At 62.5% G+C, this 14,951-nt stretch carries 13 protein-coding genes; 3 read left to right on the top strand and 10 right to left on the bottom strand.

Going from position 1 to position 14,951, the window contains the following annotated elements:
• Position 1 precedes the first annotated feature (1 nt).
• On the bottom strand, positions 2-1,816 hold the full coding sequence (locus ACZ89F_RS00525) for an MORN repeat-containing protein (protein WP_476089937.1): 1,815 nt from the start codon (positions 1,814-1,816) through the stop codon (positions 2-4).
• 233 nt (positions 1,817-2,049) lie between these two features.
• Positions 2,050-3,081 (bottom strand): trypsin-like serine peptidase, encoded by a 1,032-nt coding sequence (locus ACZ89F_RS00520; protein WP_476089936.1) that lies wholly within the window; start codon positions 3,079-3,081, stop codon positions 2,050-2,052.
• Between the two features lie 349 nt (positions 3,082-3,430).
• Between ACZ89F_RS00520 and ACZ89F_RS00515 the strand changes: the two genes are divergently transcribed.
• Positions 3,431-4,528 (top strand): S1 family serine peptidase, encoded by a 1,098-nt coding sequence (locus tag ACZ89F_RS00515; RefSeq protein ID WP_476089935.1) that lies wholly within the window; start codon positions 3,431-3,433, stop codon positions 4,526-4,528.
• Positions 4,529-4,604: 76 nt separating this feature from the next.
• Here ACZ89F_RS00515 and mgrA read toward each other — a convergent pair whose 3' ends face one another.
• From mgrA to ACZ89F_RS00480, 7 genes are all read right to left on the bottom strand, one after another.
• Positions 4,605-5,651: an L-glyceraldehyde 3-phosphate reductase gene (gene mgrA / locus ACZ89F_RS00510; RefSeq protein WP_476089934.1), complete on the bottom strand. Its 1,047-nt coding sequence runs from the start codon at positions 5,649-5,651 to the stop codon at positions 4,605-4,607.
• A 114-nt stretch (positions 5,652-5,765) separates the two neighbouring features.
• Positions 5,766-6,908 carry a Gfo/Idh/MocA family protein gene (locus tag ACZ89F_RS00505; protein ID WP_476089933.1) on the bottom strand — a complete coding sequence of 381 codons (1,143 nt, stop codon included), beginning with the start codon at positions 6,906-6,908 and terminating at the stop codon, positions 5,766-5,768.
• Between the two features lie 11 nt (positions 6,909-6,919).
• Positions 6,920-7,666, bottom strand: coding sequence for a sugar phosphate isomerase/epimerase family protein (locus ACZ89F_RS00500; protein WP_476089932.1), 747 nt, complete (start codon positions 7,664-7,666; stop codon positions 6,920-6,922).
• Between the two features lie 30 nt (positions 7,667-7,696).
• Positions 7,697-8,797, bottom strand: a complete 1,101-nt coding sequence (locus tag ACZ89F_RS00495) for an ABC transporter ATP-binding protein (protein WP_476089931.1) — start codon at positions 8,795-8,797, stop codon at positions 7,697-7,699.
• Positions 8,798-8,802: 5 nt separating this feature from the next.
• Complete coding sequence (locus tag ACZ89F_RS00490; protein ID WP_476089930.1) at positions 8,803-9,732, bottom strand: carbohydrate ABC transporter permease; 930 nt, start codon at positions 9,730-9,732, stop codon at positions 8,803-8,805.
• On the bottom strand, positions 9,725-10,618 hold the full coding sequence (locus tag ACZ89F_RS00485) for a carbohydrate ABC transporter permease (protein ID WP_476089929.1): 894 nt from the start codon (positions 10,616-10,618) through the stop codon (positions 9,725-9,727). The genes ACZ89F_RS00490 and ACZ89F_RS00485 overlap by 8 nt, the downstream gene beginning before the upstream one ends.
• A gap of 81 nt (positions 10,619-10,699) precedes the next feature.
• Positions 10,700-11,938, bottom strand: a complete 1,239-nt coding sequence (locus ACZ89F_RS00480; protein WP_476089928.1) for an ABC transporter substrate-binding protein — start codon at positions 11,936-11,938, stop codon at positions 10,700-10,702.
• Between the two features lie 48 nt (positions 11,939-11,986).
• On the opposite strand from ACZ89F_RS00480, the gene ACZ89F_RS00475 reads away from it, so the two are divergent.
• A complete protein-coding gene (locus ACZ89F_RS00475; RefSeq protein WP_476089927.1) occupies positions 11,987-12,226 on the top strand; it encodes a hypothetical protein in 240 nt (79 codons plus the stop codon).
• A 107-nt stretch (positions 12,227-12,333) separates the two neighbouring features.
• Entirely contained in the window at positions 12,334-13,389 is a 1,056-nt protein-coding gene (locus ACZ89F_RS00470) for a LacI family transcriptional regulator (RefSeq protein ID WP_476089926.1), read from the top strand.
• 24 nt (positions 13,390-13,413) lie between these two features.
• Here the strand turns inward: ACZ89F_RS00470 and gndA are convergent, their stop codons facing one another.
• Positions 13,414-14,841 carry an NADP-dependent phosphogluconate dehydrogenase gene (gene gndA, locus ACZ89F_RS00465; RefSeq protein WP_476089925.1) on the bottom strand — a complete coding sequence of 476 codons (1,428 nt, stop codon included), beginning with the start codon at positions 14,839-14,841 and terminating at the stop codon, positions 13,414-13,416.
• Positions 14,842-14,951: the final 110 nt, after the last annotated feature.

Here is a 14,951-nt window from a genome sequence, read left to right as displayed (position 1 = left end):
CCTAGCCGCAGCCGACCATGTCGCGCGGCAGATAGCAGGCCGCCGGCTCGGTCTTGGTCTCGAACAGCGACTGCTTCGGCCGGAAATAGAAGAAGGTCACCGGCTTGCTCTCGCGCACGCTGCCGTCGGCAAAATGCGCGGCAATGCTGAAGCTATGGATCGACGACATCGACGACCACATCTTCAGCCGCGCCGTATAGGCGCTGATCTTCTTGTTGCCGCGCACCGGCATGGCAATGGTGTAGTCGTGCTTGCCTATCGGGAACTCGATGTTCTGGTAGCGCATCGCCTCCGGCGTGCCGCCGCCGCCGTCGCCGCATTCAGCCATCGATTCCGGCGTTTCGAAGACCGCCATGGTGATGGAGGTGCGGAACGGCTCGCTCTGCTGGTAGACGTGACCTTCGTCATCCGCCCAGGAATAGTCGAACTTGCCGATCGCATTCAGCGTCATCGCCTGTTGCATGTTGCCGAGATAGTCGGCGACCTCGCCGAACTTGATCTTGTTGGTCAGCTGGCTGCGGCAAACATTGAGACTGTCCACCGAGGGACAGGGAAAGCGCCCTGTTTCCAGGCTGGCAGTGTCGACGCCGGCCTCTGTGAGCACGCTCTTGACCGACACGTCGACGCCGTCGCCGAAACTGCCGATGTCCTTGCTGTATATGCGGCTTGGCTCACCGGTCGGGTTGCCCTCGTCGTCGACCGCGGTGAACTGGATCGACATCTTCGTGTCCTTGGCGTCGCCCCAGCCATTGTTGACGATCGAGAAATCCGGCCGGAAGCCGACGCAGCCGAAATGCTCCGATATCGACAGCATCGGCTTGCGATAGGCATCGCTGGCGGCGACCTTCATCTCCAGGCTGTCGAGCTTGACCTTGGACCGGTCCGACGTCTTGAGATCGACCTCGGCAAAGGCCGGCGCCTCCTCCCAGTCCATGCCTTCATAGACATTGCCGATGGCGACCTGGCCGGTGCCGTTCCAGCTGTCGTTGTACTGGTCGGACTGCGGATAGATCGCGATGTCCTCGTCACGCACCAGATGCTGGTACTGCATGTCGGATTGCTGGGTCATGCGCTGGTCGACCACGACGCCGATCTCGACCTTGTCGGCGTCGCCGCCGCCGGTCTGCGCCTTGATGAGCCCGCCGACCCTGGCATCGGCCAGCACGTCGGGGCGCGAGCCGCCGACCTCATTGCCCATTGCCCATTGCGAGTCGTAGACAGTTCCGCCGGCAAGCCGGGTGCGGCCCTTGCCATTCTTCAACCCATCGACAAATGAGCCGGCAAAAATCTCGCCCGTCTTTGTCAGCAGTCGCCCCTCGCCATTCGGCACGCCGGCGACAAACCGACCTTCATAGCGGTTGCCGTCGGCATCGACGTGGATGCCCTTTCCGTTGAGTTCCCCGGCGAGCCAATGCCCGTCGAAAACCTCGCCCGAGCGCAGCTCGAGCCGGCCTTGCCCGTCGGGCCGGCCATTCCTGATGTCACCGAAATAGCTGGAATAGATGGTTTTGGGATCGTAGCTCGCCGAGCCACGCACCCGCCACACCAACCTGCCCTTGCCATTGATGGTACCGTCCTGGGCAATCGTCCGGTCAGGCGACTGGCCCGCTGCCGGCTCCCAGACGAAGTCGAGATTCTTTTCCGGATGGAAGTCCCACACCCGGACCGTCCTGCGCAGCACCGAGCGCGTGTCCGCCTGGTAGACGATCTGCACCCGTTCCGCCCAGGTCCCGCTGGCAGGGGCGGCGGCCGGATCGGCAAAGGCAGGCAAAAGCATCAAGGCGGCCAGCATCGATGCGGCCGCGATCCCGAACATTGCCCCTGCCCGCGCCATTCCAAAAACCCCTTTGGATGCCCAACCTCTTGGCAGATCAACCGTAGTCGGCGAGCCGGCCTCGTGCAAGAGAACCGCAAAGGAAGTGCCCGCCAAGAAAAAGGCGGCGGGATTGCCCCGCCGCCTTGTCTCCATCGCGAATGCGCAGCGATTATTTATACAGGCTGTTGATCCACTGGACGTTGGCAGCGTTCAGACGCACGGCGGTGTTCGCGTCAGGGCTTTTCCGCCACGTTGACACCGGTGATGATGCGCTGCTTGGCCTTGTTGTCGTAGGCATAGACCGAGCTGCCGCTCGACCCCGGGAACGTATCGCAGTCATACTGGAAATATTCCGGGGCGATGTTTTCGGCATGCACTTCGCAGTTCGCCTTCCACATCGTGCCCATCGGCTTGTCGCCGGGATAGCCGACGAGATTGGCGGTGAAGTCGCCGAGATCGTCATAGTTGGCATAGCCCAGCCAGCCAAGGTTGGTGCCGACGTCCTGCTTCAGCGTGACGATGCCGAGATCCCACAGGAGGACCGAACCATAATAGCCCTGGTAGTTGTCGATGAAGCCTTGCAGCACATAGGCGCTTTCAAAGGAGAATGCGCCGAACGGTGCGTCGTCGGCCGTGCTGCCGTTGAGACCCGGCACGAACAGATAGTCGGAGAGCCAGTCCTTGTCCTCATGGCTGTAGAGGCAGTGCGCCGCGGTGAGCACCGTGCGGGGGCCGATCAGCGTTGCCGAACAACTGCCAAAGCTGCCGGTCTTCGGCGACTTGGCTTCGAGATAGCCGATTGCCGAGAACGGATACGTCTTGGTGTTCTTGACCTGCTCGCGATCGTCGGTGCCGAAAACCTGGCGGCCAGCTTCGCCTTCGCCGAGATCCGGATCCTCGGTCTTGCGCTCAGCCCCGTCCTTCCCATTGGCCGGAGCATTCAGCTCCTTGATGATAAGCTCCCGCAGCGCTTCGCTCGGCTCGATCTTGATATCCTTGCCATCGGCTGAACGTCCGACGATGCCATAGGATTTGACAGCCGTTGCCTCGTCAGCAAGCGGCGCGGCGCGGCTGTCTTCGTCAGTCAGCTTCGGTGGTGCGATTGGCTTTGCCCGCCCGGGCTTGTAGTCGCCTGAAGTCACGTCCCGCATGCTTTCGCCATTGCCAGCACTGGCGGAGCCAGGATCGGCGGCAAAAACCGGGACTGCCCACATCGCGGTGGAAAGCAATGCGGACGCAATAAGTGCGTTTGTCAGTTTTGTCATGGTGAGACTCTCCCAAAAGTCAGCAAGGACTGGATCAAAATACAGAAATATTGTCGAGATCGTGGTGAAGTCGAAAAATGAGTTTGGTTACCAGCACCTGAACCTGACCATCACCCCATGCGGTCTGTCGAAGGCCCCCGCCAAAGACACCCGCACGGATATATTGCCTAAATTAATACAACATTGGAATGACAAATCGCTTCCACGTAGCCCGTGGGGGGCTATAGGGTTTTGAGTGGGTTCCGCACGGGAACGCGATCCGCGAAGCAACGCCTGCTTGCCGGCGACTGTTTCGTTGATCATGCGCCGGGGCTGGCTCGTTCGGGAACGTGTCTCAGGAGGATTTCAGGTGCACATCATCCATCGGTTCAAGCCGATCGCCGCCGCGTCTTTGCTCGGCATCGCAGTGGCCCTTGCGGCCGCCAACACTGCCCAGGCGGACGAAGGCGCCGCCCGACCGGAGGCAGCGGTCTCGCCAATGAAGCGCGTGACGGAAGCCAGGGCGAAGGCCGCGGCGGAGAATCCCGACAGCGCCGATCGCGTCTATGGCGGCAACCAGGCCGAAAAAGGCGCCTACCCGTTCCAGGTCGCATTGCTCACCACCGACAGGCTGGACGAGAATCCGGCCTCGCAGGCCAATGCCCAGTTCTGCGGCGGCAGCCTGATCGCGCCGCAATGGGTGCTGACGGCAGCACACTGCCTCAACGACAAGGGGCAGCCGATTTCGCCCGAGAGCGTCACCGTTCTGACCGGAGCCACAGAACTCAGCGAGGGCAAGCGCCACAAGGTGGTGGAGGTCATCGTCAACGAAGGCTACAGCGAGCAGACGCTCGACAATGATCTCGGCCTGCTTCGGCTTGCCGAGCCGGCCGATGCGCCGACCATCAAGGTCACCCATGACGCAACGCCCGACACCGGCAAGACGACGGTCACCGGCTGGGGCAAGATGCAAGATGGCACCTTTCCAACAACGCTGATGGTTGCCGACCTCGATCTCCAGCCGAACACCGCCTGCAACACCGGCATCAAGGCCATCTATGCACATGATCTGAAGGCAGCACTTGGCGATCTGTCCCGCCGTATGCGCTATTCGGAAAAAGGCATCGACGCTGCCGCCAACGCGATCGCCGCCGACATGACCGACCCGCTGACCGGCAACATGATCTGCGCCGGCACCACCAGTGGCGTGCGCGATGCCTGCAACGGCGACAGTGGCGGCCCGCTGTTCATGACCGGCGCCGACGGCCCGGTCCAGGTCGGCGTCGTCAGTTGGGGCGAAGGCCCGGCGGACGGCAGTGCGGCCTGCGGCCACAAGGACGCCTACGGCATCTACACGCGGCTGGCCAACTATACCGGCTGGATCGAGGCGAAGATGAAAACCTCTGCTCCGGCGCCTGCCAAACCCAAGCCGGGACTGGGCACCGCGCAGAAGCCGAAGACGCCCTGAACCACGGCCACTTCGCCTTCACATGAAAAACGGCGGGAGTGCCCGCCGTTTTTGTTTTGCCGGCTATCGAAAGAGCTTATTTCCTTGGCGGGCCTTTGCGTTCAGCCGAAGCCGCCCACAGATTGATGTCGGACTCGCGCGCATAGGTATCGATCTCGGTGAGTTCGGCATCGCTGAAATCGAGCACCTGGAGAGCGCCAACGCAGTCCTCGACCTGCTCCGGCCGGCTGGCGCCGATCAGTGCCGAGGTCACCCTGCCCTTGCGCAGCACCCAGGCCAGCGCCATCTGCGCCAGCGTCTGCCCGCGCTTGCCGGCGATGGCGTCGAGCGCCTTGATGTTGGCGATGGTCTTGTCGTTGATGAACGCTGTCTTCAGCGACTTGCCCTGGGAAGCACGGCTGCCGTCGGGAATGCCGCCGAGATACTTGTTGGTCAGCATGCCTTGCGCCAGCGGCGAGAACACGATGGAGCCGACGCCGAGCCCCTCGAGCGTGTCGAGCAGGCCGTCCTCCTCCACCCAGCGGTTCAGCATCGAATAGCTCGGCTGGTGGATGACGCAAGGCGTGCCAAGCTGCTTCAAGATATCGGCAGCCTCGCGCGTGCGCTGCGAATTGTAGGAGGAGATGCCGGCATAGAGCGCCTTGCCCGAGCGCACGGCATGGTCGAGCGCGCCCATGGTTTCTTCCAGCGGAGTGTCGGGATCGAAACGGTGCGAATAGAAGATGTCGACATAGTCGAGACCCATCCGCTTCAGGCTCTGGTCGAGGCTGGCAAGCATGTATTTGCGGCCGCCCCATTCGCCGTAAGGCCCGGCCCACATCTCGTAGCCGGCCTTGGTCGAGATGATCAGCTCGTCGCGGTAAGCGGCGAAGTCGGTGCGCAGGATCTCGCCAAAAGCGGTCTCGGCCGAGCCGGGCGGCGGACCGTAATTGTTGGCGAGGTCGAAATGCGTGATGCCAAGATCGAAGGCCTTGCGCGCGATCGCCTGCTTGGTCTTGTGCGGCGTGTCGTTGCCGAAATTGTGCCACAACCCCAGCGAAATCGCCGGCAGCTTCAGGCCGGAGCGGCCACAGCGGTTGTAGATCATTTTCTCGTAGCGGTTTTCGGCGGGACTATAGGGCATCGGAAAATCCTCAAATGGAAGCGAGCCAGGCTACTGCCATTGCGGCGAGTCGGCTCTGCCCCCTCACCCTTACCCTCTCCCCATCGGAACGGGGAGAGAGTTGAGGTGCACGGACTACTTCTTCTTTGCCAGCAGCTCTTTGGCTTCCTTGACGCCAAGTGCGGCCGGCCGTTCGCAGGTGGTCTGCATGGCGACGAACTTGCCGGTTTCGCCGGAGCGCAACAGGCCGGTCATCACATCGACGGCGTGAAGCGCCAGTTCCATCGAGCAGCGGTGCGGCCGGCCTTCCATGATCGCCACCGCCATGTCGGCGAGGCCTGATGTGCGGTAGTTGGCCATCATGCCTTGTCCATGCATTTCATTGGGGACACCGAACGGGTGCTTCCATTTCGGCAGCTTCTTGACCGGCTTGCTGTCTTGCGTGAAACGCACGTCGCCGCCGAAGAAATTCGGATCCGGCACGAACACCGTCCCCGTCTCGCCATAGAGTTCCATCGGCGCGTGACCATGAGCCCAAACGTCCCAGCTGGTGTTGAGTGTGACCACGGCACCGTTCTCGAACTCCAGCAGGCCGTGGATGGTCGTTGGCGTATTGACCGGGATTTTTTCGCCTGCGCGTGGCTTTGAGCTGATTGTGCGCTCCTTGGCCGGTGTCGTCGCGAAGGCCGCGACCTGTTTCACCGGCCCGATCAACTGGATCAGATTGGTGATGTAGTACGGTCCGATGTCGAGCACCGGACCCGCGCCCGGCTGGAAGAAGAAGTCCGGGTTGGGGTGCCAGTGCTCCATGCCGTGGCCCATCACATGACAGGTGCCGCTGGTGATCTTGCCGAGCTTTCCCTCGTCGATCAGTTCACGGACCAGTTGATGCGCGCCGCCGAGGAACGTGTCGGGCGCCGAACCGATGCGCAGGCCCTTCGCCTCGGCGCGTTTCTTCAGGTCGAGCCCTTCCTTGACCGATAGCACGAACGGCTTTTCCGAATAGACGTGCTTGCCGGCGTCGAGGATCTGCTTCGATACCTCGTAGTGCACCGCCGGGATGGTCAGGTTGACGATGATGTCGATGTCGTCGGCCTTGAGCAGGTCTTCGACGGTTTCGGCGCGCAGCTTGAACTCCTTCGCCCGCGCCTTGGCCGCCTCCATGTTGATGTCGGCGCAGGCGCGCATCTCGATGCCGCGAAACAGTGGCGCCAGCGAGAAATATGCTTTCGAGATGTTGCCGCAGCCGATGACGCCGATGCCAAGTTTCTTTGCCATGCTGATTGCTCCTAGTAGGTCTTGACGGCTGCGATCGATCGGCTGGCGAAGCGCTCGATGTCGTTGGGGTTGTCCTGTTCCATGACGTAGTATTGGGCAGCACTCTTGGCGCGCAGCACCTTGATCAGGCCGGCCCAGTCGATGGTGCCATGGCCGACATCCGACCAGCCATCCTCATCCAGCCCTTCACCGGGCTTGGCCATGTCCTTGACGTGGACGGCGCTGATGCGCTTGCCGTGTTTCTCGATCCACGGCAGCGGATCATCGCCGCCGCGCACCACCCAGGCGACGTCCATCTCCCAGCTGATGTCGGGCGCGGACGACAGGATGTGGTCCTGCGGCACCGAGCCGTCGGCAAGTTTCTTGAACTCGAAATCATGGTTGTGCCAGGCAAAGCCGTAGCCGGCCTTTTTCGCGACGTCGCCGACCTTGGCCAGGCGCTCGCCAAAGCCGCGCCAGCCGGCGGCGTCGGATGGCCGCTGGTCGGGCATCAGGAAAGGACAGATGAGCAGCGTGATGCCGAGTGCGTCGGCTGTTCTGCGCACGCCGTCGAAATCGTTCTCGAGCGCGTCGATCGAGAAATGCCCCGTCGGCATGGCGAGCCCGTTCTTGTCGAGCTCAGTGCGAAAGGCCTTGGGATCGTCATAGACGCCGCCAAAGCCCTCGACCTGGGTGTAGCCGAGCTTGCCGAGCGTGGCGAGCACGCCTTCCCAGGGCAGAAAATTGCGGGCGCTGTAAAGTTGGAATGACCAGTTCATCGTCTCTGTCCGTTTCTTTGGGCTTGGGAGTTATAAGCGGTTGCCGGTGGCGGCATCGAACAGCGAAGCGCGCGCCGGATCGAAGCCGATCCGGATCGGGTCGCCGTTGCGAAGTGTCCTTTCCGCCTCGACGCGGAAGGAAAGATTGTGGCCGCCGAGTTTCGTCCACACCAGCGTGTCCGAGCCCATCGGCTCGACAATCTCGACAGCCCCGTCAGCGGCAAAGGGCATCGACCTCGCCGCTTCGCCGAAGGCAATATGTTCTGGCCGGATGCCCAGTACGCAAGCGCCGGTGGGGCGATCGCTGCCCTCGAAACCATAGCGGTCGAGCGGCACCGCAACACCATCGGTCTTGAACACCGGGCCAGCGCCGTCCTGCAACTCGCCATCGATGAAATTCATCGCGGGTGAGCCAAGGAAGCCAGCGACGAAGCGGTTGACGGGGCGGTTATAGATGGTCTGCGGCGCATCGAGCTGCTGGATGACGCCGCCCTTCATCACTGCGATGCGATCGGCCAGCGTCATCGCCTCGATCTGGTCGTGGGTGACGTAGATCATGGTGTTCTGCAGCTTGCGATGCAGCAGCTTGATCTCGACGCGCAGCTCGGCGCGCAGCTTGGCATCGAGATTGGACAGCGGCTCGTCGAACAGGAAGACATCGACATCGCGCACCAGTGCCCGTCCGATCGCCACGCGCTGGCGCTGGCCGCCGGACAGCGCCGCCGGCTTGCGCTGCAGCAGCGGCTCGATCTGCAGGATTTCGGCCGCCCGCGCGATCCGCTTGGCGATCTCCTCTTTTGGCGTGCCGGCGACACGCAGGCCGAAGGACAGGTTCTTTTCCACCGTCATTTGCGGGTAGAGCGCATAGGACTGGAACACCATGCCGATGCCGCGGTCCTTGGGCTCTTCCCAAGTGACGTTCTTGCCCTTGATGAAGATGCGGCCCTCGGAGACGTCAAGCAAGCCGGCAATGCAGTTGAGCAAGGTCGACTTGCCGCAGCCGGACGGCCCGAGCAGAACGATGAACTCTCCATCGGCGACATCGAGGTTGAGTGTCTCCAGGACGGTCACCGCGCCGAAATTCAGCGACAGGTCCTGGATCGAAACACTGGTGCCGCTGGCTGCCGTCATCGCCATCACCCCTTCACCGCGCCGGCAGCGATGCCGCGCACGAAAAGCTTGCCTGAAATGAAGTAGACGATGAGCGGCACAAGCCCGGTCAGGATGGTGGCGGCCATGTTGACGTTGTACTCCTTCACGCCTTGCACCGAGTTGACGATGTTGTTGAGCTGCACCGTCATCGGATAGGTGTCGGGGCGGGTGTAGACGACGCCGAACAGGAAGTCGTTCCAGATGCCGGTCACCTGCAGGATGATGGCGACGACGAAGATCGGCAGCGACATCGGCAGCATGATGCGCAAGAAGATGCCCCAGAAGCCGGCGCCGTCGACACGCGCCGCCCGGAACAGCTCTTCCGGCATCGAGGAGAAATAATTACGGAACAGCAGCGTCAGGATCGGCATGCCGAAAATGGAATGGACGATCACCAGGCCGCTAAGGCTGCCATAGAGGCCGATCTCGCGCAGGATGATGACGATGGGATAGATCATCACCTGGTAGGGAATGAAGGCGCCGACGATCAGGATGATGAAAAACGTATCGGCGCCCTTGAAGCGCCAATTGGCCAGCGCGTAGCCGTTCACCGAGGCGATGGCGATCGACAGCAGCACCGACGGCACGGTGATGCGCACCGAATTCCAGAAGCCGCGCGAAAGCCCGTCGCAGTTGAGGCCGGTGCAGGCCGTCGACCACGCCTTGACCCAGGGCTCGAAAGTGATTTCGAGCGGCGGCGAAAAGATGTTGCCGAGCCGTATTTCGGGCATGCCCTTGAGCGAGGTGACGACCATCACGTAGAGCGGCAGAAGGTAGTAAACCGCCATCACGATCAGCGTGCCATAGAGGAAGATGTTGCGGCGCGAGAACGTATGCCGCGGCCGCGGTCCGCTCGGTCCGGACGCAGCGAGCCTGTTGGCCGTGGCGGCAATGGAAACGGCTTGCTCAGACACGCTTCCTGCCCCCGAATTCGAGATAGGCCCACGGCACGATGACGATCACCACCGAGAGCAGCATCATGGTCGAGGCAGCAAAACCCTGGCCGAGATTCTGGGCGAAGAACATGTAGTCGTAGACGTATTTGGCCGGCACTTCAGAGGCGATGCCCGGGCCGCCGCTGGTCTGGGCCACGACGAGGTCATAGACCTTGACGATGCCCGACGCGATGATGACCAGCGTGGTGATGAAGACCGGGCGCATCATCGGGATGACGATGAACAGATAGGTCTTCCACATCGGTATCCCATCCACCCGCGCCGCCTTCCAGATGTCCTCGTCGATGCCGCGCAGGCCGGCCAGCATCAGGCACATGATCAGCCCGGTGCCTTGCCACAGCGCAGCGATCGATATGCCGTAGATGACGATGCTGGAATTGTAGAGCGGGTCGAAACTGAAGCTCGTCCAGCCGAGGTCCCGCACCACATGCTGGATGCCGAAATCCGGATTGAGCAGCCACTGCCAGACCAGGCCGGTGACGATGAAGGAGAGCGCGAACGGATAGAGAAAGATAGTGCGGAACGTGTCCTCGAAGCGGATTTTCTGGTCGAGCAGCGCGGCAAGGAGGAAGCCGATGACCAGTGAAAACACCAGCGAGATCGCGCCGTAGATCAACAGGTTCTCGATCGAGATCAGCCAGCGCGGCGTCGCCCACAGACGGTAGTACTGGTCGAGCCCGACGAAATTCAGCCGTGGCAGGAGCTTCGAATTGGTGAAGGAATAGAGCACCGTCCAAATGGTGCCGCCGACGAAAACCACCACTGCGGTGAGGATCATCGGGATCGACGCGACCTTCGCATTGAGGTTGCGGAACAGCGGGTTGGGGCGTTCGCTCTTGCTCATCTCGTCAGCCGGCTGGGTAAGGGCGTTGCGTTCCCGGCCCAGCGTTCGCAAGGCCGGGAACAAGGTGGGTCGCCTCCAACGTCAGTCCGCCGAAGCGATGAGGTCGGCGAAGCGCTTCTGCGCATCTTCAACGGTCAGCTCCGGCTTGGCGAAGAATTCGGCGAAGAGGTCTTCCTTCTGCTTTTGGGTGTCCTGCGAAAGCAGTTGGTCCGTCCACGGTATGACGGCGCCCTTGGCGAGGATGGCGAGGCCCTTCTTCATGCAGTCGTTCGCCGCATTGAGATCGACGTCGCCGCGCACCGGCAGGGAACCCTTCTTGAGGTTGAAGGCGACCTGCGTCTTGGGATCGAGCAGTGTCTCGGCCAGCACATCCTGCGCCTTGGACTTGTCGGCATCCTTGAGCACCGGGAAGTAGAAGGCGTCGCCGCCGGTTGCGATGACTTCGTTAAGCCCAAGGCCTGGCAGGCAGGTATAATCCTTGCCGGCGGTCTTGCCGGCAACCTGGAACTCGCCTTGCGCCCAGTCGCCCATGATCTGGCCGCCCGCCTTGCCGGTGATGACCAGGTTGGTCGCCTGGTTCCAGTCCTGCACATTGGTGTTCTTCGCCATCTTGCGGGCATCGTCCGCGGCCTTGAAGACCTTGGCGACTTCGGGCCCGGCGGCGAACTTGGCATCCTTGTCCTTGTAGACCTTGAGGAACGTATCCGTGCCGCCCACTGCCGCAAGCAGCACGTCGAAGGCGCCGGAGGACTGCCAGGCCTGTCCGCCGACGGCGAGCGGGATGATGCCGGCCTTTTCCAGCGCGGGCGCTGCCGCCACGAATTCATTCCAGTCCTTCGGCATCGGCACGCCGGCCTTCTCGAAGGCCTCGTTGGACAGCCACAGCCACTGCCAGGAATGGATGTTGACGGGCACGCAATAGATCTTGCCGTCGATGGTGCAACTGTCGAGCAGGCTCTTCGGCCTGACGACTTCCGTCCACTTGCCCTTGGTGGCGACGTCGGTGAGGTCGCGCATCAGGCCGGCCTGGACCAGCTCTTCCGCCTGCCGGCCATGGTTGAATTGCGTGGCGCCCATCGGATCGCCGCCGGTGATGCGACTGATCATGATCGGCCGCGCCGTGCCGCCGGAACCGGCAATGGCGCCGTCCACCCAGTGATTGCCCGTCGCATCGAATGCCTTGGCAAGTTCCGCAACCGCCGCCGCCTCGCCGCCCGACGTCCACCAATGGGTGACTTCCAGGTCCGTCGCGGCGGCCGGACCAGCAAGTTGCAGCGCAACCGTCACTGTCAGCGCAGCAGTCAAAAGTTTGTATCGCATTTCGGCTCCTCCCAGAATCTGAAACGTTACAGATTTTCGATACGGCAATTGCTTGGACTGCGCAACCCCTCGGGCAAAGGCGGTCCGATATTTTTTCGAGGCGCGAACAAATTCCCTGCACGAAAACCGGCAAGCAAGGCATGGACGTCGTTGCTGCGCTGCAAAATCATGCTGCAGCGCAAGAAATCCGCCAAGGCCGCGTTTGGTTGCACGACACCGTTGGCCGCAAAACCCCTCGCCAAAACCACGGACTGGTGGCTTCGTGGTGGCGATATTGGCAATCTGTAACGTTTCAGTATATTGAGACTTTGCCGGGGCTGGAGCGCATATCGTATTGCAATGGCGGCGATTGCCGACCCGGCCTGCGGCTGCTATGCGCCGGACGGGCGGGACGAATGGACAGACAGCGTACGGACAAGAACGAGGAGACCTCGGCGCAAGGGCGGCCGACATTGAAGACGCTCGCCTTCATGACCGGGCTCGGCGTTACCACCGTGTCGCGCGCCTTGAAGGATGCGCCGGAAATCGGCGCCGAGACCAGGCGCCGTGTCCAGCTCGTCGCCAAGCAGATCGGCTACCGGCCGAACCGCGCCGGCGTACGACTGCGCACCGGTAGAACCAATGTCATCAGCCTCGTGCTCAACACCGATCGCGAGATCATGAGCTTCGTGTCGGACATCATCTACGGCGTTTCGGAAGTGCTCGCCGAAACGCCCTATCACCTGATCGTCACGCCCTATTCCCGCTCGCAGGATCCGATGGAGCCGATCCGCTATCTCGTCGAGACCGGCTCGGCCGACGGCGTCATCATCTCGCGCACCCAGCCGAACGATCCGCGTGCCCGCTACATGCTGGAGCACGGCATGCCTTTTGCCACGCATGGCCGCACCGACATGGGTCTCGTCCACCCCTACCATGACTTCGACAACCACGCTTTCGCGATGGAAGCCGTGCGCCGGCTGGCGAGCATGGGCCGGCGCAGGCTGGCGCTTCTGTCGCCACCGCCCGGACTGACCTATTACGGCCATACGCTGAACGGCTTTGCCGATGCACTGAGCGAGGTCGGCGCGAGCGAAATTCCGTTCAACACCGTTTCGATCGACCATACGATCGAGCAGATCAGGATGAGGACCGCGCAGGTGATGCGCCGCGACGTCAGGCCGGACGGCTTCGTCAGCAGCGCTGCCGCCGCGACACTGGCCATCGTTGCCGGCATCGAGGATGCCGGCCTCAAGCTCGGCCGCGACGTCGACGTGGTGTCCAAGCAGTCGTCGGACCTGCTGCACCTGTTCCGGCCGGAGTTGCTGGTGGTCAACGAGAACTTCCGGCTGGCCGGCTCCGAGCTTGCCCGCTCGGTGCTCGGCTGGATCGGCGGCGCCGCGCCGGGCTCGTTGCAGAGCCTGGTCGTGGCCAGCGGCGTCCAGGCACTAAACCAGCCAGTGCCCGCTTAAAGCATGGCTGATGGGCCGGCTTTGCTAGCCAGCCGCACCACTTCCCCATGGCCCATGGAACGCACCGGGTCCGTCGATGCGTTCGAAACCGTGCGCGCCGAAGAAGTCGCGTTGCGCCTGGATCAGGTTCGAAGTGCCCCGGCCCTGGCGGTAGCTGTCGAAATAAGCCAGTGCGGAAGACAGCGCCGGAACCGGTGAGCCGGCCTCCGATGCCCTCGCCACGATGCGCCGCAGCGACGGATGCGCCTCCTGCATCAACGCGATAAAGGCCGGCGCCATCAGAAGGTTGGTCGAGGCGCCGCCCTTGCTGAAGGCCTCGGCCATGGTGTCGAGCATCTGCGAACGGATGATGCAGCCGGCGCGCCAGATCCTGGCGATGGTCGGCATCGGCAGGTTCCAGTTGAACTCCTTGGAGGCGCCGCTCATCACCGCAAAACCTTGGGCGTAGGCAGCGATCTTGCCGGCGAACAGCGCCAGTTCGAGGTCTTTCAGCAAGGCGTCCTTGTCACCGGAAATCTTGGTCACGCCGGCGTTGCCATAGGCCTTTTCCGCCGCCAGCCGCTCGTCCTTGATCGACGACAGAACGCGCGCCGCCACCGCTGCCTCGATCGCGGTCGCCGGAATGCCGAGCTGCTGTGCCTCGATGACAGACCATTTGCCGGTGCCCTTCTGCCCGGCGCGGTCGAGGATGATGTCGACCACCGGCTTGCCGGTCTTCGGATCGTCTGATGCCAGCACCTTGGCGGTGATCTCGATCAGATAGGAATTGAGCCGGCCCTTGTTCCAGTTGGAAAACACCGTGCCGATGTCCTTCGGACCCATGCCGAGACCGTCGCGCAGGATGCCGTAGATCTCGGCGATCATCTGCATGTCGGCATATTCGATGCCATTGTGGATGGTCTTGACGAAATGGCCGGCGCCGTCGGTGCCGAGCCACGCCGCGCAGGGTTCGTCCTTGAACTTGGCGGAGATGGCGGTCAGCACCTTCTCGACACGCTTCCACGAGTCCTCCGTGCCGCCGACCATGATCGACGGTCCGTGGCGCGCGCCCTCCTCGCCGCCGGAAACACCCATGCCGATGAAGGTGAGACCCGAGCCGGAAAGCTCGGAGAAGCGCCGCATCGTGTCGCGGAAATTGGCGTTGCCGGCGTCGATGACGATGTCGTTGGCCGAAAGCACGCCGCGCAGAGCCGCGATCTGTTCATCGACCGGCTTGCCGGCCAGCACCATGATAATGATCGGGCGCGGCGGCCGGATCGCGGCGGCGAGCTCTTCCAGGCTGTAGCAGGGCACGACCATATCCCTGAGCGCGCCGGCATTCTCGACGAAAGCGTCGGTGCGTGCCCTGGTGCGGTTGAAGACCGCAATGCGATGCCCGTGTTCAGCGATGTTGAGCGCCAGGTTGGAGCCCATCGTGCCAAGGCCGATCAGGCCGATTTCGGCTTTTTCCATCGTTTCTTCCCTGCTTTCGGATCTTGTTGGTTGGAGCCCGCGATTTGCGGGGATCCCATTCTTTACGGGATGATTGACGGGCCTTTCGGGCCGCGTCAACCGCCTCGCCG

Source organism: Mesorhizobium sp. USDA 3734 (genome assembly GCF_056279665.1).
This window is presented reverse-complemented; position numbering and strand designations above follow the sequence as displayed.